This window comes from Nonomuraea sp. B1E8 (assembly GCF_039871515.1).
Taxonomy (GTDB): Bacteria; Actinomycetota; Actinomycetes; order Streptosporangiales; family Streptosporangiaceae; genus Nonomuraea.
In genome coordinates, this window is sequence record NZ_JBDPLS010000006.1 from 163,269 (window position 1) to 182,441 (window position 19,173).

The following is a 19,173-nucleotide window of genomic DNA, read 5'->3' on the forward strand; positions in this document are numbered from 1 at the left end:
ATGACCACCAGCGCAGAGCTGATCGAGATCAGCGAGAGCCGGAGCGCACACAACTACCACCCGCTGCCCGTGGTGATCCACGAGGCGCATGGAGCGTGGGTCACCGACGTCGAGGGGAAACGTTATCTGGACTGCCTGTCCGGCTATTCCTCGCTCAACTTCGGCCACGGCCACCCGAAGATCGTCGAGGCGGCGAGGGAGCAGCTCGAACGGCTGACCCTGACCAGCCGCGCGTTCTACCACGACCAGTTCGCGCACTTCTGCGCCGGACTGGGCGACCTCACGGGCAAGGACATGGTCCTGCCCATGAACACCGGCGCCGAGGCCGTCGAGACCGCCATCAAGGTGGCGCGCAAGTGGGGCTACGAGGTCAAGGGCGTCGAGCCCGACCAGGCCAACATCATCGTGATGGAGAACAACTTCCACGGCCGCACCACCACGATCATCAGCTTCTCCACCGACGCCGACGCCCACGACAACTTCGGCCCCTACACGCCGGGCTTCAGGATCGTGCCCTACGGCTCGGCCGACGCGATCAGGCAGGCCGTCGACGCCAACACGGTCGCCGTGCTCGTCGAGCCCATCCAGGGCGAGGCCGGGGTGCTGGTGCCGCCGGACGGCTACCTGACCGAGGTCAGGGAGCTGTGCTCGGCCGGCGGGATGCTGATGATCGCCGACGAGATCCAGTCAGGCCTGGGCCGCACCGGGCAGACGTTCGCGTGCGACGTCGAAGGGGTCGTGCCCGACATCTACGTCCTGGGCAAGGCCCTCGGCGGCGGCGTCGTACCGGTGTCGGCCATCGCGGCCGACCGCGACGTGCTCGGCGTCATCCACCCCGGCCAGCACGGGTCCACGTTCGGCGGCAACCCGCTGGCGTGCGCGGTCGGCATCGCGGTCATCGAGCTGCTGAACACCGGCGAGTTCCAGGCCAGGGCCACCAAGCTCGGCGAGACCCTGCACGCCCGGCTGCGCGGCCTGCTCGGCAAAGGTGTCTCCGAGATCCGCGGTCGCGGGCTGTGGGCGGGCGTGGACATCGATCCGTCGCTGGCCACCGGGCGCGAGGTGTCGAAGGCGATGCTGAGGCGCGGCGTGCTGGTCAAGGACACGCAGGGCTCCACGATCCGGCTGGCTCCGCCGATCGTCGTCTCCGAGGACGACCTGATCTGGGGGATCGACCAGCTCACCGACGCTCTCTACGCCTTGAAGGAACGGTAGGGCCTCAGCCCACGCGTACGGACTCGATCGGCTTCATGGTGTCGTCGCGCGACTCGTACCAGGTCAGCGTGCCGGGGAGGGTCAGGGTGGCCACCGCGTTCTGGAACCAGGGGCCCTTGACGATCCGCCATCGGAAGGGCGCTTTCGGGATGCCCGCCGACCGCGCCAGCAGGCCGCCCACCAGCGTGGCCAGCCCGAACTGGGTCAACACGTTGGCCCAGCGCAGCACCCTGCTGAGCGGGTTGCGGATCGGCGAGCACACGACCTGGTAGACCGGCCCGGTGTTGGCCTTGGCGAGATAGGAGTAGTGCACGTCGCCGGAGAGGATCAGCACGGGCTTGCCGAGTTCGATCAGCATCGTGGCCAGGTCTTCGAACGAGCGGCGGAACGCCGCCCAGTGCTCCAGGTCGACGGCCTGCCGGAGCATCTCGGAGCACCTGGCCACCAGGCGGCCCCACTTGCCGTCACACAGGGCCTCGTTCCAGTTCTGTACGCCGTGGACGCCCTCGGGCAGCAGGAACGGGATCGACGAACCGATGATCAGCCGCTCGGCCGGGCGGGTGACCTGTTCCTCCAGCCAGGCCCACTCGTCGGGGTCGAGCATGCGGCGGTCGCCGGGCGTGAGCTGCCTGGCGCACCGCGTGTCGACCATGATCAGGCGGGTGTCGCCGAGGTCGCGGGCGTAGCTCCAGCGGTTGCTGCTCGGCTCGGTGTCGGCCTTGTCGGCGAACGCGTCGAGCGCGTCTCCGGTGTCGCCGTCGCCGCTCAGCAGCTTCTGCAGGAGCGGGTCCGCCGCGCGCTCGGCCGGTGAGAGGTTGCCGAGGTGCTGGTAGACGTAGTACGCCCCGAGCCCTGCGATGACCCGGCGGCGCCACCATGGTGTCCTGGCCATCTGCTCGCGCCAGGTCTTCGAGGTGTTCCAGTCGTCGCGCACGTCGTGGTCGTCGAAGATCATCGCGGTCGGCACGGTGGACAACACCCAGCGGATGTCGGGGTCGGTCCACGCCTGGCGGTAGAGCTCGGCGTACTCCTCGAAGTCGGCGATCTCCCCCTGCGGTTCGGTGTCCCTTCGCGACCTGATGTAGGCCAGGACCTCGGGCGACGGGCTGTCGGCGTAGACCTGGTCGCCGAGGAACAGCAGCAGGTCGGGCCACTCCTCGTCGCCGGCCCGCGCAAGGTGGGCGCCGAGCTCGTTCAGCATGTCGTAGCCGTGCGTGATCACGTGTGTGGCGTCGTGGGGCACGCTGGTGCGGCACGAGCCGAACATCAGCTTGCGCACCCCTTCGGCGGGCAACAGCCTGATCCGGCTGGGCGGGCGACCCGCCAGGGGCCATACGGCCTCCCCGTCGAGTGTGACGGAATAGGACCCGATATCCTGGGAGAGTCCAACGAGATCCACGATCGCGTAGTGGTGTCCGTGCACGGTGAAGGTAGGCGACCGGTAAGCCCTGCCGTCCGCTTCGACGGTGACCGTGCAGGGGTCGGCGGTCTCCACCCAGATCGAGGCGCTGTCACGATCGACATAACGCAGCATCGGCCCCACCACGAGTGCGGGCATTCCACTCCTCAGATCGACGATTCGGCATACCGCTCGACAAGCCTGCCAGAGTGGCGCCGCTCGTGGCACCTCGGTCACCGGCTTGGATTTCTTCCAAGATCTAGGCAAGTCCAAACCCCTCGCCTATAGGATGATCGTAACAACATCGCCCAAAGTGGAAGGCAACGGCGCTTTCCCTGCAAAAGGGCGTAAATACCAGGAGGAAACTCTTCAATGAGCATCATGGTGCCGTCAACGACGCCGGCCCTGATCACACCGGGCCGTCAAGCGCTCGACTCCGCTCTCCACCAGCTCGACCATGCCGCCGAGCAGCTCGGGCTCGACGACGGGCTCCGCACGATGCTGGCCACGCCCCGCCGCTCCCTGACCGTCTCGGTCCCGGTGCGGCGCGAGGACGGACGGCTCGACGTCGTCCAGGGATACCGGGTCCAGCACAACGTCTCACGCGGCCCCGCCAAGGGCGGGCTCCGGTTTCATCCCAGCACCGACATCCACGAGGTCACCGCGCTCGCGATGTGGATGACGTGGAAGTGCGCACTGGTCGGCATCCCGTACGGCGGCGCCAAAGGCGGCGTGGCCGTGGATCCCACCGTGCTCACCACCCGCGAGCTCGAGCGGCTGACCCGCCGCTACGTCAACGAGATCCTGCCGCTGATCGGCCCGGAGAAGGACATCCCCGCGCCCGACGTCGGCACCGACGAGCAGACGATGGCGTGGGTCATGGACACCTACAGCGTCAACGCCGGCTACTCCGTGCCCGGCGTGGTCACCGGCAAGCCGATGACGCTGGGCGGCTCGCTCGGCCGTGCGGGCGCGACCTCGCGCGGCGTGCAGATCGCGGCGCTGGCCGCGCTGGGCGGCTCGCCCGAGGGCGTGACCGTGGCCGTGCAGGGCTTCGGCAAGGTGGGCGCGCTGGCCGCGCAGTACCTCTCCGACGCAGGCTGCAAGGTCGTGGCCGTCTCCGACGTCACGGGCGCCGTCTACGCGAGCAGCGGCCTCGACATCGCCCGGCTGCGCGCCTGGGCCGCCGAGGAAGGCGGCGTGCGCGGCTACCGCCACGCCGACGCCCTGGCCCGTGACGACCTGTTCGAGCTGGACGTCGACGTGCTGGTCCCGGCCGCGCTGGAAGGCGCGATCACCGAGGCCAACGCGCCCAGGATCCGGGCCCGGCTGATCGTCGAGGGCGCCAACGGGCCCACCACGCCGCAGGCCGACGAGATCCTCGCCGCCTCCGGCACCACGGTCGTGCCCGACATCCTGGCCAACGCGGGCGGGGTGATCGTGTCCTACCTGGAGTGGGTCCAGAACATGCAGGCCTACTCCTGGAGTTCCGGCGAGGTCGAGCTCAAGCTGCGCGACCTCATGCAGGGCGCCTACTCCGAGGTGAAGTCGCTGGCCGCCGAGCGCGGGCTGACGCTCAGGCAGGCGGCGCACGTCATCGGCGTGGGCCGGGTGGCCGACGCGCACCGGATGCGCGGACTCTACCCGTGACGGCCGGCAGCCGGAACGACTGAGGCCGGAATGACCGGGGCCCGCCGTCCAGGGCGGGCCCCGGCACCTGTGCTCAATCCCCCGGGCTCACTTCCCGGGCTCATTTCCTGAGTTCGGCGTAGTCGAGCGCGGCCACCAGGCCCTCGAGATCGCGCATGAGCCGTTCGGTGCGCTCGGCGCCGAACGCGACCGCGACGAGCCCGTGGTGCTCGGCCACCGCGCCGTCCACCCGCGCGAGCAGCTCGGCCCCCCGGTCCGAGACGAACACCGCCACCCGCCGCCGGTCGCCCTTCGACGGCCCGCGGTAGACCAGCGCCCGCTCGATCAGCCGGTCGATCGCCTTGGTCAGGGTCGGGTGGGGCATCAGCACGGCCGCGGCGAGCTCGCCCATCGAATCGCCCCGCCCGTCGGCCAGCGCGCGCATGATGCGCCACTGCTCGACGGTGACGTCCTCTCCCGCCAGCGCGGCCGCCAGCCCCCGGTTGACGCTGCGCTCCGCGCGGCTCAGCAGATAGGCGAGCGAGGACCCGAGCCCTGAGGAGGTCATGAGGAGGTCCTTTCATCGGAGAGCTAGAAGGGAGGATACTCGTCGGCGTGGCGGCGACCGTCGATCCTCTCGAAGCGCGGCTCCTCCCGTCAGGTTCGATCAGGATCGGCCTGGTCGTGCCCGTGTCCGGGGTCCTCGGCCTGATGGGCCCCTGCGCGATCAACTGCGCCGTCCTGGCGGCGGAGGAGCTCAACGCCGCGGGCGGCATCCTGGGCAGGCCGGTCGAGCTGGTCCTCGTCGACGGCGGGCGGCCCGCGCGGCAGGTGGCGGCCGAGGTGTCCGAGCTGGTCAGGACGGGCACCGTGCGGGCCGTCGCGGGCGCCCACGCCAGTGACGTGCGGGTCGAGGTGGTGGCCGCGATCGCCGGGCGGGTGCCGTTCGTCTACGGTCCGCCGTACGAAGGCGGCGGGCACGCGCCGGGCGTCTACTTCCTCGGCGAGACCCCTGACCGGCAGCTCGCGCCGGGGATCGAGTGGCTGGTCGGCACGCGCCGGGCCCGCCGGTGGTTCCTGCTGGGCAACGACTACATCTGGCCGCGCCTGGTGCACGCGAGCGCCCGCCCGTTGCTGCGCGCGCTCGGCGCCACCGTGGTGGGCGAGAGCCTCGTGCCGTACGGCGACGCGGTGCGGCGGCTCGACCGGGTGGCGGCCGCCCGCCCCGACGCCATCCTGCTGACGCTGATCGGCAGTGACCTCGTGGACTTCAACCGTGCGTACGCGGCCGGCGGGCTCGGCGCGGCCCGGCTCTGCGGCGCGCTGGAGGAGCACGGGCTGCTGGGCATCGGCGGTGACGCCACCGGCGGGCTGTACGCCTCGATGGGTTACTTCCGCGACCTGCCGACCGAGGCCAGCCTCGGCTTCGCGCAGCGGTACGCCGCCCGCTTCGGCCCTGACGCCCCCATGCTGAACGCCCACGGCCACGGCTGCTACGAGGCCGTCGCCATGCTGGCCGCCCTGTGTGCCCGGGCGGGTTCGCTGGCCGTGCCGGCGCTCGACGCGGTGGCCGACGGCACCACGATCACCAGCGCGCGCGGGACGCTCACCCTGCTCGGACGGCAGGTACGCCATCCCGTTCACCTCGGGAGGGCGGACGGCCTGGATTTCTTTCTGGAGAAACCTTTTCAGTAGAAAGCTTTGGCTCTAAGGTGCGAAACGCCCCCGCGTCACCCCCCGCTGCACCCCCCGATGCACAAGGAGCCGTCCATGAGCACGATCGAGCAGTTCGGCTACCGCCAGGAGCTCCAGCGTTCGCTGGGCTTCACCGACCTGATGATCTACGGCCTGATCTTCATGGTGCCGATCGCGCCGTTCGGGATCTTCGGCAACGTCTTCTCCGTGTCCCACGGCATGGTGGCGCTGGCATACGTGATCGGCCTGGTGGCGATGGCGTTCACGGCGCTGTCGTACGCGCAGATGGCCAGGGCGTTCCCGATGGCCGGTTCCGTCTACACGTACGCGGGCCGCGGCATCGGCGCCCCCGTCGGGTTCATGGCCGGCTGGGCCATCCTGCTCGACTACGTGCTCGTGCCGTCGCTGCTCTATCTGGTGGCCAGCGTCGCCATGAACTCGTTCGTGCCCGTGATCCCCGTCTGGGCCTGGCTGGCGGCGTTCGTGGTGCTCAACACGGTCGTCAACTACCTCGGCATCCAGATGACGGCCAGGATCACCCGGATCATGCTGGCGGCCGAGCTGGTCGTGCTGGCGATCTTCCTGGTGGTCGCCGGCGTCGCGCTGGCCCAGGGCAAGGCGCAGACCGGCGCGTTCACGCCGATCTTCGACTCGTCCGGGTTCACCTTCAGCGTGGTGTTCGCCGCCGCGTCGGTGGCCGTCCTGTCGTTCCTCGGCTTCGACGGCATCTCCACGCTGGCGGAGGAGAACCGCGAGGACGCCCGCAGGCTCGGCAGGTCCATGCTGGCCGCCCTCGGCCTGGCGGCCGTGCTGTTCGTGACGCAGACCTGGGTCGCGGCGCTCCTCACGCCCGGCCGCGACACCCTGATCGCGAACGGGGACCCCGCTGGCAACGCCTTCTACGACACCGCCGCGTACGCCGGCGGGCCATGGCTGGCGGTGCTCACCGCCGTGGCCACCGCCGTCGCGTGGGGCTTCGCCAACTCGCTGGTCGCGCAGGCGGCGACGTCGCGGCTGCTGTTCGCGATGGCCCGCGACCGCCAGCTGCCCGCCTTCCTGTCCCGGGTGAACGCCAAGCACAAGGTTCCGGTCAACGCGACCCTCGCGGTGGCCGCCGTCTCGCTCGTCCTCGGCGTCTTCATGAGCACCAGGGCGAACGGCGTCGGCGAGCTGGCCTCGCTGGTGAACTTCGGCGCCATGACCGCGTTCCTGGTGCTGCACGTCTCCGTCGTCGTGCACTACGTGATCAGGCAGCGCAGCACCGACTGGTGGGCCCACCTCGTCGCCCCCGTGATCGGCTTCGCCGTCCTGGTGGCCGTCGTGTACAACCAGAACGTCGCGGCCCAGTGGGTCGGCGGCGTCTGGCTGGCGATCGGCCTGGCGGTTCTGGGCATCACCTATCTGATCGGCCGTAAGCCCACCCTTCCCACGGAGGTCTCGTGAACGTCGTCTCCTACCGCCCCACGCCGGAGGAACTGAGCTACACCTTCGGCGGGCGCTCCCCCGTCGGCAAGGTGCGGCCGGGCACGATCGTGGAGCTCTACACGGAAGACTGCTTCGGCGGCCTCGTCCAGGGGGTGGACGACCTGCCGTCCCGGGTGTGCGAGTTCCCCTACCTCAACCCCGTGACCGGCCCCTTCCACGTGGAGGGCGCCGAGCCTGGCGACACGCTGGCCCTGCACTTCATCAGCATCACCCCGGCCAGGGACTGGGCGGTCTCCACGACGTTCCCCCACTTCGGCGCGCTGACCGGCACCCACACCACGGCCATGCTGCAGCCGCCGCTGGAGGAACGCGTCTGGCGCTACGACATCGACCTCGCCAGGGGCGTGGCCGTCTACCACGCCCGCGCCAGCGACTTCAGCGTGGAGCTGCCGCTCGACCCGATGCACGGCACCGTCGGCGTCGCCCCGGCCGCGAACGAGGCCCGCATGACGATCACCCCCGACGCGCACGGCGGCAACATGGACACCCCCGAGCTGCGTGCCGGCGTCACCGTCTACCTCGGGGTCAACGTCGAGGGCGGGATGTTCTCCATCGGCGACGGCCACGGGCTGCAGGGCCACGGAGAGGTGTGCGGCACCGCGGTCGAGTCGGCCATGAACACGGTCGTCGCGGTCGAGCTGATCAAGGGAGTGGCCACGCCGTGGCCGCGGCTGGAGGACGACCTGCACCTGATGTCCACCGGGTCGGCCAGGCCGCTGGAGGACGCGTACCGGATCAGCCAGCACGACCTGGTCACCTGGACGTCGGAGCTGACCGGGCTGGACACGCTCGACGCCTACCAGCTCGTCAGCCAGGCCGGGCAGGCGCCGGTCGGCAACGTGTGCGACACCAACTACACGATGGTCGCCAAGCTGCCCAAGGCGTATGTCGGAGACACGGCGGTCTACGAGTCGGCCCACACCCGCCTGCGCGCGCTCGCCGCCCGGTACACGACACGGTGACCTGCTCCCCGCCATGAAGCCGGCGACCGAGGCTTTCTGCGAACCTTCGGTAAAGACGGATGTCGCAGGTGAGAGGGCTGATCATCGCCCCCGTAGGCTGGCCGGGTGCTCAGGTTGGTGTTGTCCCTCGCCCTGCTCGACCCGACCGCCGTCACCGAGGTGTCCCAGCGCAACGTGCCCGCCCCGCGCGTCCTGACTCCTGACGGGGACCGCCTCGGTTACGCGCCGGTCCCGCGCCCCTACACGGGGGCGCGGCGGCTCACCGGCGTGCTGCTCGGTCACGACCCCGTCTCGCGGCGGGACGTGTTGTGCGGGGGGACGGTGATCGGCTCGCGCAGCCGCAGCCTGGTGCTGACGGCCGCGCACTGCCTCTACCACCACGGCCGGCTGCTCGAGAACCTGGCCTTCCTGCCCGGCTATGACGGCGGGCGGCCGGGGCTGGGCGTCTGGCCGGCCGTACGCACGTGGGTGCCGGCGAGATGGCGCAACCGGCCGTACTCGCCCGGGCTTCTTCCGTACGACGTCGGGCTGGTGGGAGTCGGGCGCGGCAAGCGCCCTCTGGAGGCCGTGACCGGCCGGGGGCTGCGGCCGATGGCCACGGACAGGGGCACCACGCTGCAGGGCCTGGAACTGCTGGGCTACCCGGCGGGCAAGGGCTATCCGGGGGGCACCAGGCTGTACCGGTGCCTGGGTGACGCGGCCGAGGCGGTCTCCGAGGGGCCGGGGCTGATGGTCACCCGCAACTGCCACGCTGCCGCCGGCGGCAGCGGCGGGCCCGCGTTGTACGGCGGCTCGGTGGCCGGAGTCGTGTCGTCCTCCAGCCCGCTGAGCGACACGAAGGGCTACACCGTGCTCGCCCGGCTCGGGGACAAGCCGTTCAAGCGCATGTTCGCCAGGGCCGACAGGACGATGCAGCTCAGGCAGCGCGGCTGACACCCCTGGGCACGGGTCAGGCGGCGCGCGCGACGATCTCCTCGCAGAGGGCGTGGGTGGCCAGGGCGTCGCCGGCGTCGATCACCCGGCCCTCGCGTACGGCGGCGAGGAACTCCAGGCAGATCTGCTCGATGCCGCGCTGCCTGGCCACCGGCACCCAGTCGGGCCGCCTGACGAGGGACTCGCCGCCCTTGTGGTCGATGACGTCGCCGAGGTTGACCACGCGCCGCTTGGCGCCGTCGCCCATCGCCTCGCAGGACTCCTCGGAGATCCCGCCGACCCGGTTCATGACGCCGATGGCGGTGCGGCCGTCGCCGGACAACTCCAGGACGATGTGCTCGACCAGGCCGTTGCGGACACGGGTCCTGATCGTGGTGTCGGTGACCGGGCCGGGGGCGAGGAACCGGAGGGTGTCCACCACATGGATGAAGTCATCAAATATCACCCGCCGGGGTGTGTCAGGGTGATTAGCGCGGTTCTTCTCCATGAGGATGAGATGACGGGGATGAGCGGCAAGTCCGACATAGCCGGGCGCGTACCGGCGGTTGAAGCCCACCATCAGGGACCTCCCCTCGGCCCTGGCCAGCCGCACGAGACGCTCGGACTCGGCGAGGGTGTAGGCGATCGGCTTGTCGACGTAGACGTGGACTCCCGCCCTGAGCAGCGACTCGACGATCTCGGGATGGGCGTCGGTGGCGGCGTGCACGAACGCCGCCTCGACGCCGTCCTTGATCGCCTCGTCCACGCTCGACGACCGGGCGGCGATCCGATAGGTGTCGCCGAGCCGGTCCAGCCGAGCCGTGTTGCGCGTGCAGAGGTGCAGGTCGAGGGCGGGCTGCGCGGCGAGCACGGGAAGATAGGCCTTCTCCGCGATGTCGCCCAGGCCGATCATGGCTGTCTTCACGCGTCGAGCGTAGCCTTGAGCGCCGCCTCGATCGGGGTGGGCGCCACGCCGAACGTACGCTCGAACGCCGACGAGTCGAGCACGTAGGGCGCGACGAACTGGTAGCGCGTGTGCCTCAGCTCGCCGAGCATGGGCGAGAACAGCCCGGCCGCCCGCACCAGCGGCCACGGCAGCTGCCTCATCCGGGGCGCGGGCCGACCCAGCAGCGCGGCCATCTTCTCCCCCAGCTGGCGGAAGGTCAGCGGCGCGCCGGTGGGCACGTGCCACGGCCTGCCCCAGGCCCGCTCGTCACCGCCCGCCGTGATCAGCGCGTCGGCCACGTCCGGCAGGTACGTCCAGCTGTGCGGGATGTCGGCCGGCCAGACGAGCGGGATGGTCCGGCCCGCCCGGAGCGGCCCGATGAACCGTTCGCCGAGATAGGACTGGTCGGTCGCGCCGGGGCCGAAGTAGTCGGAGCCGCGCACCTCGGTCACCCTGATGCGGCCGGCCTGGTGCGCGGCCAGCGCGTCGGTCCACATCTTCGCGCGTACCTGCATCTTGGGGGTGGTGGAGGCGAGCGGCAGATCCTCCGTCATCGGGACGGAGACCGGCCCGTACGGGTAGAGGTTACCCAGGATCACCAGCACGGCGCCGCTCGACTCCGCGGCGGCCAGGAACGACGCGGCCATCGGCGGCCAGTCGGTGAGCCAGCGGTGGTATTGGGGGTTGACGCAGTTGTAGAGGACGTCGGCGCCCTTGGCGGTCTCGATGAGCCTGCCCCGGTCGGCGATGTCGGCGGCCACCCTGACCGCTCCTTCGGGGCCGCGGCCCGAGCGGGTCACGACGACGACCTCGTGTCCCCGCGCGACGAGCTTGGCGGCGAGATGCGAGCCGACCTGGCCGGAGCCCACGACGACGTGCTTACCCATGATCAGACCTGCTTGCTTCCAGATGATGCGGAGAACCGCGTTGACGACGAAGAGCGCGGCCAGGACGGCCGGTCCGGGGACCACCCGTTCGCTTACGAGAGCAATGCTCTCTCAAGAGAGCGACGTTCGTCAAGAGCAGTGCTCTCGTTTTTTGGCACCGCTCTGATAGCCTGCTGAGCATGACTGCCAGCCGTACCGCAAGAGAACGTGTCAGGGCCGAGCTCACCAGGGAGATCACCGACATCGCGCGGCGCCAGCTCGCCACCGAGGGAGCGGGCGGCCTGTCGCTGCGGGCCGTCGCGCGGGAGATGGGCATGGTCTCATCCGCCATCTACCGCTATTTCCCGAGCCGCGATGACCTGCTCACCACGTTGATCGTCGACGGCTACAACGCCCTGGGCGAGGCCGTGGAGCAGGCCGAGTCCGCCTGCCCCCGCGACGACTTTTCCGGACGGTGGCTGGCCGCCTGCAACGCGGTGCGCGAGTGGGCCGTCGCGCACCCGCACGAATACGCCCTGATCTACGGCTCCCCCGTGCCCGGCTACCAGGCACCCCAGGACACGATCCCGGCCAGGGTGCGCGACGTGGCCGCGTACGGCCGGATCGTCTCCGACGCCTGGGAGGCCGGCGCGATCGCCCCGCCGTCGGGCGAAGGCCCCGAAGGGCTCGAACCCGACGCCGGCCCGTTCCGCGAGCTCATGCCGGGCGTGCCCGACGCGGTGATCTGGCAGGCCGTCTCGGCGTGGACCGCGCTGTACGGATGGGTCAGCTTCGAGGTGTTCGGCCAGTTCAACCAGGTGATCGAGAACCGCAGGACGGCGTTCGAGCACGCGATGCGCCTCGCGGCGGCCACGATGGGGCTCACTCAGTGACATTTACACTGCGGTCAGCGCCGGCGCGCTGGTCAGCGTCTGCATGGCCGGGTTGGCCGCGCGGCTCGCGCTCAGGCAGGGCCGGGCCGCGACGAGCCGGCTCACCCCCGCTTGAGCAGCGGCACCAGCACCTCGTCCACGATCTCCACCACGAGGCTGTCCGGGATGGGCGTGCCCTCGAAGAGGAAATGGTGCCGCAGCAGCGCCTGCCCGGCGTCGAGCCGGCGAGCGGTGACGTCGCCCGGATCGACCTCGCCGCGCTCGACGGCCCGGCGGACGATCTCCTCCATCATCTTCCTCCCGGCCCCCTGGCTGCTCCTCCGCATGGCGTTCAGCGGCGACTCGTTGCGGAGCGCCTCGCCGAGCAGCCCGCGCATCGCCTCGCCGGCCGGACCCGACAACGCCTGTGCCGTACGGCGGAGCATCGCCACCAGGTCGTCGCGGAAGTTGCCGGTGTCGGGCGAGGACTCCGGAGTGGGCAGCGAGCTGTAGACCGCCTCCATCACCAGCTCGATGCGGGAGGGCCAGCGCCGGTAGAGCGAGGCTTTGCTGGCCCTGGCCCGCTCGGCGACCCGCTCCATGGTCAGCCCGGAGTAGCCGACCTCGGCCAGCTCGTCGAGCGTCGCCTGGTAGATGGCCGCGTTGAGCGCCTCGCCCCGGCGCCGTGGACGCTTGCGGTGGTCGGTCACCATGACGTGCATCCTAGGTAGCGCGGGCGACCGTGCCCGCACTACCGTCGACCGTGACGATCTCCCCGTCCTGAAGCACCGACGTACCCGTGCCCGTGCCCATGACGGCGGGGATGCCATATTCCCTGGCCACGATCGCCGCGTGCGAGCCGGCGCCGCCGGTGTCGACGACGACGGCCGCCGCCTGCTGGAAGAGCGGCGTCCACGACGGGTTCGTGTAGGGGCAGACGAGCACGTCGCCGCCGTTGAGCTTGCCGAAGTCGGCCGGCTCCCGGATCAGCTTCACCGGCCCGGTCGCGACGCCGCCGCTCGCGGGCGACCCGGTGAGCAGCGCGTCGCCCGTCGCGCGGGGCGGGAAGACCGCGGCGGGATCGATGAGCCGCACACCGGACAACTCCTCCCGCTTGGCCGCCCGCGCCGTGACCGTCCCGCGCAACCGCTCCCGGCCCTCCGGAGGCAGCGCGGTCACGTCCCCGATCGCTTCGAGCTCCTCCAGCCGCAGGTGGAAGACGTCCTCAGGACGGTCGAGCACCCCCACGTCGACCAGGCGGCGGCCGATCTCCACCAGCGCCCTGCGCAGGACCGGCTGCGGCAGCGTGAAGGAGAAGTGGCTGTCCTCGCGGAAGGCGACGCCCGCGCGCGCCGCCGCCACCCGGCGCCGCACCCTGGCGCGGCGGCGCTCCGAACGCAGGCGAGGGTGACGGAGCAGGAGGTCGAGCGCGTCGTCGCCCTCCTTCCTCTTGGGTGGGGCGCCGGCCAGGGCCTTGACCAGGCCGAGCACGGCCTCCGGCGCGTCCGCCCAGGTCGGCGGGGTGACGAGGATGGGGCTCGACGTCTCGCGGTGACCGTACTCGGCGAGGAACGCCCGCAACTCGGCCTCGAACTCGGCGGGCAGCGGGTCGGCGTCGAGCGCGCCGGTGCGTGTGGCCACCTCCGCGAGCCGTTCCAGCGCCTCGTTGGCGTCGGTGGTGCGGGTGCGCGCCCCGGACAGCAGGTCGCCGAACAGCTCGCGGCGCCCCAGCAGCCGGACCGTCGCCAGCAACCGCAGCAGCGCGAGCCCCGAGCCCGGCAGGTAGTCCATGCGCAGGTCGGCCACCGGCTGCACGACGTCGAGCACCTCCCTGGGCACGCGGACCAGCCGCTCCCACGGCATCGACCCGAGATCGCGGGAGGCCAGCTCCCCGGCCTGGGAGAGGAAGTGGCGGTAGCGCGGATCCTCGGTCCAGCGGGCGGGGTCGTACCGTCTGGCCCTGGCCAGAAGCCGGAACGGGGTGAGCAACATCCTCGGCGTCGGATGCGGTTTCGGCGGCACGAGCTGGTAGACGACCTCGTCCTCCTCGCGCAGGAAGTTCTCGAACGCGCCCCGGATGCCGAACGAGGACGTGACCTTCCTCATGAGCCCGGCCGGGCCGTACGGCAGCCAGGTCGTCACGTCGATCGGATAGGGCCGCTCAGGGAGGTATTCGAGCAGGACGGTCACCAGCCGGCGCTGGATCGGATTGAGCTTCCCGACCGGTGGCGGCGGCAGCGCGGTCATCGGGCGTGCCTGCAGCAGGTGCACCCGTCCGCCCGCGTACGCCCACTCAATGTCCTGGGGGCGGCCGAAGTGGTCGGCGACACCCCTGCCGAGCCGGGTCAGCTCCTCGATCACCGCGCCGGGCAGCCGCTCGGCGGTGGCCGCCGCGCCGGTCTCGCGGGCGACGCCGCCGCCGGAGGTGCCGCGGATGACCACCTCGCGGCGGCCCGGAGTGAAGTCGGCGTGTCCCGAGGCGTCGACCACATAGTGGTCGGGCGTGACGAGGCCGGAGACGACGGCCTCCCCGAGACCGCTGCTGGCGTCGATGACGAGCTGCGCGCGGTCGCCGGTGACGGGGTTCGCGGTGAACATGACCCCGGCCATCTCCGCCTCGACCATGCTCTGGACGACGACCGCGATCCGCACCCCTGAGCCGTCGATCGCGAGCTTCGCGCGGTACGCGATCGCGCGCTCGGTCCAGAGCGAACCCCAGCAGCGGCGCACCGCGCCGAACAGCGCCTCCTCGCCGACGACGTTGAGGTACGTGTCCTGCTGGCCGGCGAACGCGGCGCCCGGCAGGTCCTCGGCGGTGGCACTGGAGCGCACGGCCACGGGCCCGCCCCCGAGGCCGGCGTAGGCGTCGGCGATCGCCTGCCGCAGGCCGGAGGGCAACTCCGCCCGCTCGAAGTACTCGCGGGTGTCGTGGCCCTGCGCGACCTGCTCGTACGCGTGGGTCGTGACGATGAAACCACCCGGCACCGGCAGGCCCTTCCTGACCAGCTCGCCCAGGTTGGCGCCCTTGCCTCCGGCCACGGCCAGATCGTCATGACCGAAGACGTCCAGGGGTGCGACGAGCGTCACGGCCTCTTCCCGGCTTTCACGGCTTCTCTCCGCTCTCACGGCATCTCCTCGGCTCGTACTCACGACTTGTCCTCGACTTCCACCCACGACTGGTCCACGACCTACACCCACAACTCATCCACCGCCTGCGCCCACACCTCGTCCACCGCCTGCACCCACAGCTTGTCCACGGCTCGGCACCCGCGGCTTTTCCCTGGCTTTCACGCACGACCGTCCCCGGCTTTCAGCCACGGCCTCATCTCGGCATCGGCTTTCACTCACGGCCTCTCCTCGGCGTCACGGCCGCTTCCTCGGCGTGAGCGGTGGTGCGGAGTGGGCGCGCCGGCAGCGCCAGCGCGAGCACGAACGCCACCGCGAGCAGCGGCGCCATGGCCGCGAACACCGGCGGCGCGGCGGCGGCGAAGGCTTCGCGCACGCCGGCGGGCAGGGCGGCCGGGTCGGTGGCCGCGATGCCGGATCTCATGGTGATCAGCGCCCCCACCAGCGCGACCCCCGCCGAGGCACCGATCTGGCGCAGGAACGTCACCGACGACGTGGCGGTGCCGAGGTCGGCGTACTCGACGGCGTTCTGCGCGGCCAGCACCATGGTCTGCATGACGAGCCCGACGCCCAGCCCGGTCAGCAACATGGCCAGGGCGAGCGCGAGCGGCGAGGCACCGGCCAGGCCGATCAGCCCAAGCCCTGCCGCGGCCACCGCCGTGCCGGCGACGGGATAGGGCTTGTACTTCCCGGTCCGCGTGATCAGCCGGCCGGACACGACGGTCGTGGCGAGCACGCCGCCCATGAGTGCGGTCACCAGCAGGCCCGCCTGCGTGGCGCTGGTGCCCGCCGCGATCTGCAGGTAGGCCGGCATGTACGTGACCGTCCCGAACAGCGCGAACCCGATGAGCAGGCTGATCGCCACGGGGATCGCGAAGGCCCGGTCGCGGAAGAGGCGCAGCGGCAGGATCGGGTCCTTGGCGTACCGGGCGCTGACCAGCCAGGCGACCAGCCCGGCGGCGGCCACGACCAGGTAGGCGGGGTCGCGGGTCTGCCCCACCATGACCACGCCGACCACGGCGACGGCCAGGGTGAGCGCGCCCGCGACGTCCAGCGGAGCCCGCGTGCGGGGCTTCGGCAGCCGCAGCGTCACGCTCAGCACGACCAGCGCGATCAGGCCGAGCGGCGGATAGAGAGCGAAGATCCACCGCCAGCTCAGCCGGTCGATGAACAGCCCGCCGATCAGCGGCCCTCCCACGGCGGCCACGACGTAGGCGGCCCCGATGAAGCCGAGATAGCGGCCCCGCTCGCGCGGGCTGACGATCTCGCCGATGATGGCCTGGGCGCCGATCATCAGCCCTCCGCCGCCCAGCCCCTGCACGGCTCGGAAGGCGATGAACTGCGGCATCGAGGTGGCCAGCGCGCACAGCACGGCGCCGAGCACGAACACCACGATGGCCACCTGCATGACGGGCTTGCGGCCGTACCTGTCGCCGAGCTTGCCGTAGACGGGCATGACCACGGTGGCGGCGACGAGATAGGCGGTGACGACGACCGGCATCTGGTCGAGCCCGCCCAGGTCACCCGCGATGGCCGGAAGCGCGGGCGCCATGATCGTCTGGTCGAGCGCACCCAGCAACATCGCCAGGATCAGCCCCGAGAGCACGAAGCCCATGACATCGCTCCTTAGAGAACGAACCGTTCTCTAAGGAGAGTAAGCTTCCTCCTATAGAAACGCAACGTTCACTAATCGGGTGTTGCGCAGGTCACCGCAATCCATCGGCGGCGATCTCTCATCAGCTATCGATCTCGACTGCCGCACGTTCAGCCGGTGCAGGCGCCGACGCGGCGAGAGGAGGGACGGCTCGGATGGCGCACCACACGGTGCGACCAAGCCCGTGGCCATGCTCCCGGACACCCCAGTCGTGGGCGATCTCGTTGATGATCAGCAGCCCGCGGCCATCCTCCGCCTCCGGCTCCTGCCGGATATGGGGCGCGGAGAACGTGGAGCCGGGATCCCGCACGCCGACGTATACCGTCCCGCCGACCGCCGCGACCGTGAGGCCGATGAGGGTGTACGGCTTGGCGTTGGAGTGCCGGAGGGCGTTCGTCATGAGCTCGGACACGGCCAGCACGGCCTCGTCGACCACAGGGTGGTCATCTCCCAACCATCTGCGCACCTCGGCGCGTGCCCGGGGAACGGACTCACGAATGCCCGCCAGATGAATCGAACCGATGACCTTCGGCTCGGCGCTCGCTGCTTGCACGGTTTCACCCACTCGAAGTAGCCGACCTCTATCTGCCTTACGACGATCCCAAGCTTTGGCTACACTCAGTAGTGAATTGACTTCAACATGCCATCAACCGTTGTAGTGAAGCTCCGGTTGAAACGCCGGTGGACCCCCGGAGGTCAGGTGCCCAAGGAAAGCGAGCTGTGCCCCGCCGACTCCCCGACCGCCCTTTTCGGTTTCGAGCTGCGGCGATACCGCAAGGCCCGCGGATGGTCCCAGATCCGCCTGTCCAAGGCGGTGTCCTACTCCGTCGGCACGATCAGCATGATCGAGACAGCCAGGCGATCACCAACAGAGGAGTTCGCACGCCACTGCGATGAAGCGCTGGAGGCGGAAGGAGCGCTGATACGGCTCTGGCCGATGGTGAGCCACGCATCGGCTCCGTCGTGGTTCCGCCCCTGGCTCGACGTCGAAGCCACAGCAGAGGCGATCCGGTCGTGGGAGCCGCTGGTTGTGCCCGGCCTGCTCCAAACCGAGGACTACGCCAGGGCGGTGTTGAGTGGCGACGTCGGCGTAACGCCTGAGCAGATTGAGGAGCAGGTGATCGCTCGCATGGAACGTCAGAGCATTCTCCGACGTCCCAAGCCACCATTGTTGTGGATAGTGATCGATGAGGCTGTGCTCAATCGCCCGATCGGCAGCCCAGCCGTAATGTCGGCGCAGGTCAACCGCCTCCTCGAAGCCGGCCAAGCTCCCCGGATCACCATCCAGGTTCTCCCTCTCAAGGCGTACTCCACAACCGGTCTTTCCGGCGGATTTGCCATCGCACAAGCCCATGGAGCCTTCGACACGGCCTACGTCGAATCCGCCGGGATCATGAGTCGGGTGACGGACCGGCCAGAGGACGTTAATGTCCTAACATACAGATATGAGGGAATTCGTTCCGAAGCCCTCCCCCAACGCGAGTCCCTGGAACTGATCAAGGAGACGCTACAGCGATGGACGATCTGAACCACGAACTCGACACAGCTATCTGGCGCAAGGCCACGCGATCAGGACCCGACGGTGGAAACTGCGTTGAAGTTGCTGAACTGTCCCATGGACACCGAGGCGTCCGTGACAGCAAGAACCCCACCGGCCCTGCCCTCATCTTCACCCCAGGCGAATGGAACGCCTTCATCAGCGGCGTGAAGAGCGGCGAATTCGACTGACTACCGCCGGCCCGACGAGGGATGTTCCCGATGCGTCCTGCATTCGCGTCGAACCTCCCTCGCCGGCCTGAGCAAGCCGTCCAGGAAACCGGTTGGTCTCCCGGACGGCTAATTGATCACTTCGGGCGGGGGCGCACCGAGCCTGGGGATGAGTTCGGAGCGGATGACAGCGAAGCAGCTGTCCATATGGCGGCGGAGGCCGGCGAGTTCGTCGCAGAGGGCCGCGAGGTTGTGTCTCATCTCGGCCCGCATGTCGGCGATATCCGCCTGCATCTGGGCGATGTCGGTCATCATGGAAGTGCCGTCTCCGGCATGCGTGCTCGCCTCGAGCGCCCGGAGACGCGTGATCAAGGCGAGGATCCGTACCTCTTCGTTCACCGCATTCCTGCCTTTGCGAAGCTGGGAATGGCAACCCGCACGGGTGGCGGGTGCAAGGTTTGACGGTGAGGATAGTGACACACAGTTGACGTTCATGCTGGTCACCGCCCGCGCCCGGGTGTGGTTCTTTCTCCCGGCGCCTGGCGTGTTTCTCCCTCAGATGTAATTGAGCGCGGACGGCCGAGGGTCCGTCCCTGGTGGACAGGGTCGCTGCCTCCGCCGCCCAGGGGATCAAAGGTCATTATCCCGGTCGAGGCGAGTCGGGCGTCTATCAGCACGTCGTGGCATGTCGCACATTAGCCGAAT

18 protein-coding genes are annotated in these 19,173 nt (G+C 70.1%); 9 read left to right on the forward strand and 9 right to left on the reverse strand.

What is annotated here, in order from left to right; all coding sequences use genetic code 11:
* Positions 1–1,215 (forward strand): ornithine--oxo-acid transaminase, encoded by a 1,215-nt coding sequence (gene rocD, locus ABGA98_RS21410; protein WP_347620128.1) that lies wholly within the window; start codon positions 1–3, stop codon positions 1,213–1,215.
* A 4-nt stretch (positions 1,216–1,219) separates the two neighbouring features.
* Here rocD and ABGA98_RS21415 read toward each other — a convergent pair whose 3' ends face one another.
* Complete coding sequence (locus tag ABGA98_RS21415; RefSeq protein WP_347620129.1) at positions 1,220–2,773, reverse strand: alkaline phosphatase D family protein; 1,554 nt, start codon at positions 2,771–2,773, stop codon at positions 1,220–1,222.
* 213 nt (positions 2,774–2,986) lie between these two features.
* Between ABGA98_RS21415 and ABGA98_RS21420 the strand changes: the two genes are divergently transcribed.
* Positions 2,987–4,264 carry a Glu/Leu/Phe/Val dehydrogenase gene (locus tag ABGA98_RS21420; RefSeq protein ID WP_347620131.1) on the forward strand — a complete coding sequence of 426 codons (1,278 nt, stop codon included), beginning with the start codon at positions 2,987–2,989 and terminating at the stop codon, positions 4,262–4,264.
* 100 nt (positions 4,265–4,364) lie between these two features.
* Here the strand turns inward: ABGA98_RS21420 and ABGA98_RS21425 are convergent, their stop codons facing one another.
* On the reverse strand, positions 4,365–4,811 hold the full coding sequence (locus ABGA98_RS21425; RefSeq protein WP_132598133.1) for a MarR family transcriptional regulator: 447 nt from the start codon (positions 4,809–4,811) through the stop codon (positions 4,365–4,367).
* Between the two features lie 47 nt (positions 4,812–4,858).
* On the opposite strand from ABGA98_RS21425, the gene ABGA98_RS21430 reads away from it, so the two are divergent.
* From ABGA98_RS21430 to ABGA98_RS21445, 4 genes are all read left to right on the forward strand, one after another.
* Positions 4,859–5,938, forward strand: a complete 1,080-nt coding sequence (locus ABGA98_RS21430) for a substrate-binding domain-containing protein (protein WP_347620132.1) — start codon at positions 4,859–4,861, stop codon at positions 5,936–5,938.
* 75 nt (positions 5,939–6,013) lie between these two features.
* Positions 6,014–7,381 (forward strand): APC family permease, encoded by a 1,368-nt coding sequence (locus ABGA98_RS21435; RefSeq protein WP_347620133.1) that lies wholly within the window; start codon positions 6,014–6,016, stop codon positions 7,379–7,381.
* Complete coding sequence (locus ABGA98_RS21440) at positions 7,378–8,385, forward strand: acetamidase/formamidase family protein (RefSeq protein ID WP_347620134.1); 1,008 nt, start codon at positions 7,378–7,380, stop codon at positions 8,383–8,385. The genes ABGA98_RS21435 and ABGA98_RS21440 overlap by 4 nt, the downstream gene beginning before the upstream one ends.
* A 105-nt stretch (positions 8,386–8,490) precedes the next feature.
* A complete protein-coding gene (locus ABGA98_RS21445; protein WP_347620135.1) occupies positions 8,491–9,318 on the forward strand; it encodes a hypothetical protein in 828 nt (275 codons plus the stop codon).
* A gap of 16 nt (positions 9,319–9,334) precedes the next feature.
* Here ABGA98_RS21445 and ABGA98_RS21450 read toward each other — a convergent pair whose 3' ends face one another.
* Both ABGA98_RS21450 and ABGA98_RS21455 read right to left on the reverse strand, forming a co-directional pair.
* Positions 9,335–10,222, reverse strand: coding sequence for a Gfo/Idh/MocA family oxidoreductase (locus tag ABGA98_RS21450; protein WP_347620136.1), 888 nt, complete (start codon positions 10,220–10,222; stop codon positions 9,335–9,337).
* Positions 10,219–11,214, reverse strand: coding sequence for an NAD-dependent epimerase/dehydratase family protein (locus ABGA98_RS21455; RefSeq protein WP_347620137.1), 996 nt, complete (start codon positions 11,212–11,214; stop codon positions 10,219–10,221). Before ABGA98_RS21455 ends, ABGA98_RS21450 begins: the two co-directional genes overlap by 4 nt.
* Before the next feature lie 95 nt (positions 11,215–11,309).
* On the opposite strand from ABGA98_RS21455, the gene ABGA98_RS21460 reads away from it, so the two are divergent.
* Entirely contained in the window at positions 11,310–12,002 is a 693-nt protein-coding gene (locus ABGA98_RS21460) for a TetR/AcrR family transcriptional regulator (protein WP_347620138.1), read from the forward strand.
* A gap of 101 nt (positions 12,003–12,103) precedes the next feature.
* Here the strand turns inward: ABGA98_RS21460 and ABGA98_RS21465 are convergent, their stop codons facing one another.
* The 4 genes from ABGA98_RS21465 to ABGA98_RS21480 all read right to left on the reverse strand — a co-directional run bounded on the left by ABGA98_RS21465 (position 12,104) and on the right by ABGA98_RS21480 (position 17,326).
* Positions 12,104–12,703 (reverse strand): TetR/AcrR family transcriptional regulator, encoded by a 600-nt coding sequence (locus tag ABGA98_RS21465; protein ID WP_347620139.1) that lies wholly within the window; start codon positions 12,701–12,703, stop codon positions 12,104–12,106.
* Between the two features lies 1 nt (position 12,704).
* Positions 12,705–15,107 (reverse strand): PEP/pyruvate-binding domain-containing protein, encoded by a 2,403-nt coding sequence (locus ABGA98_RS21470; RefSeq protein WP_347620140.1) that lies wholly within the window; start codon positions 15,105–15,107, stop codon positions 12,705–12,707.
* A 214-nt stretch (positions 15,108–15,321) separates the two neighbouring features.
* The gene (locus ABGA98_RS21475) at positions 15,322–16,722 is read right to left on the reverse strand and encodes an MFS transporter (RefSeq protein ID WP_347620141.1); all 1,401 of its coding nucleotides are present in this window, start codon (positions 16,720–16,722) and stop codon (positions 15,322–15,324) included.
* Between the two features lie 121 nt (positions 16,723–16,843).
* Positions 16,844–17,326 carry an ATP-binding protein gene (locus ABGA98_RS21480; protein ID WP_347620142.1) on the reverse strand — a complete coding sequence of 161 codons (483 nt, stop codon included), beginning with the start codon at positions 17,324–17,326 and terminating at the stop codon, positions 16,844–16,846.
* Positions 17,327–17,461: 135 nt separating this feature from the next.
* Here ABGA98_RS21480 and ABGA98_RS21485 point away from each other — a divergent pair, with 135 nt between their 5' ends.
* Both ABGA98_RS21485 and ABGA98_RS21490 read left to right on the forward strand, forming a co-directional pair.
* On the forward strand, positions 17,462–18,289 hold the full coding sequence (locus ABGA98_RS21485; RefSeq protein WP_347620143.1) for a helix-turn-helix transcriptional regulator: 828 nt from the start codon (positions 17,462–17,464) through the stop codon (positions 18,287–18,289).
* Positions 18,277–18,489: a DUF397 domain-containing protein gene (locus tag ABGA98_RS21490; protein ID WP_347620144.1), complete on the forward strand. Its 213-nt coding sequence runs from the start codon at positions 18,277–18,279 to the stop codon at positions 18,487–18,489. The genes ABGA98_RS21485 and ABGA98_RS21490 overlap by 13 nt, the downstream gene beginning before the upstream one ends.
* Before the next feature lie 108 nt (positions 18,490–18,597).
* On the opposite strand, the gene ABGA98_RS21495 is transcribed toward ABGA98_RS21490, so the two are convergent.
* On the reverse strand, positions 18,598–18,867 hold the full coding sequence (locus tag ABGA98_RS21495; RefSeq protein ID WP_347620145.1) for a hypothetical protein: 270 nt from the start codon (positions 18,865–18,867) through the stop codon (positions 18,598–18,600).
* Positions 18,868–19,173: the final 306 nt, after the last annotated feature.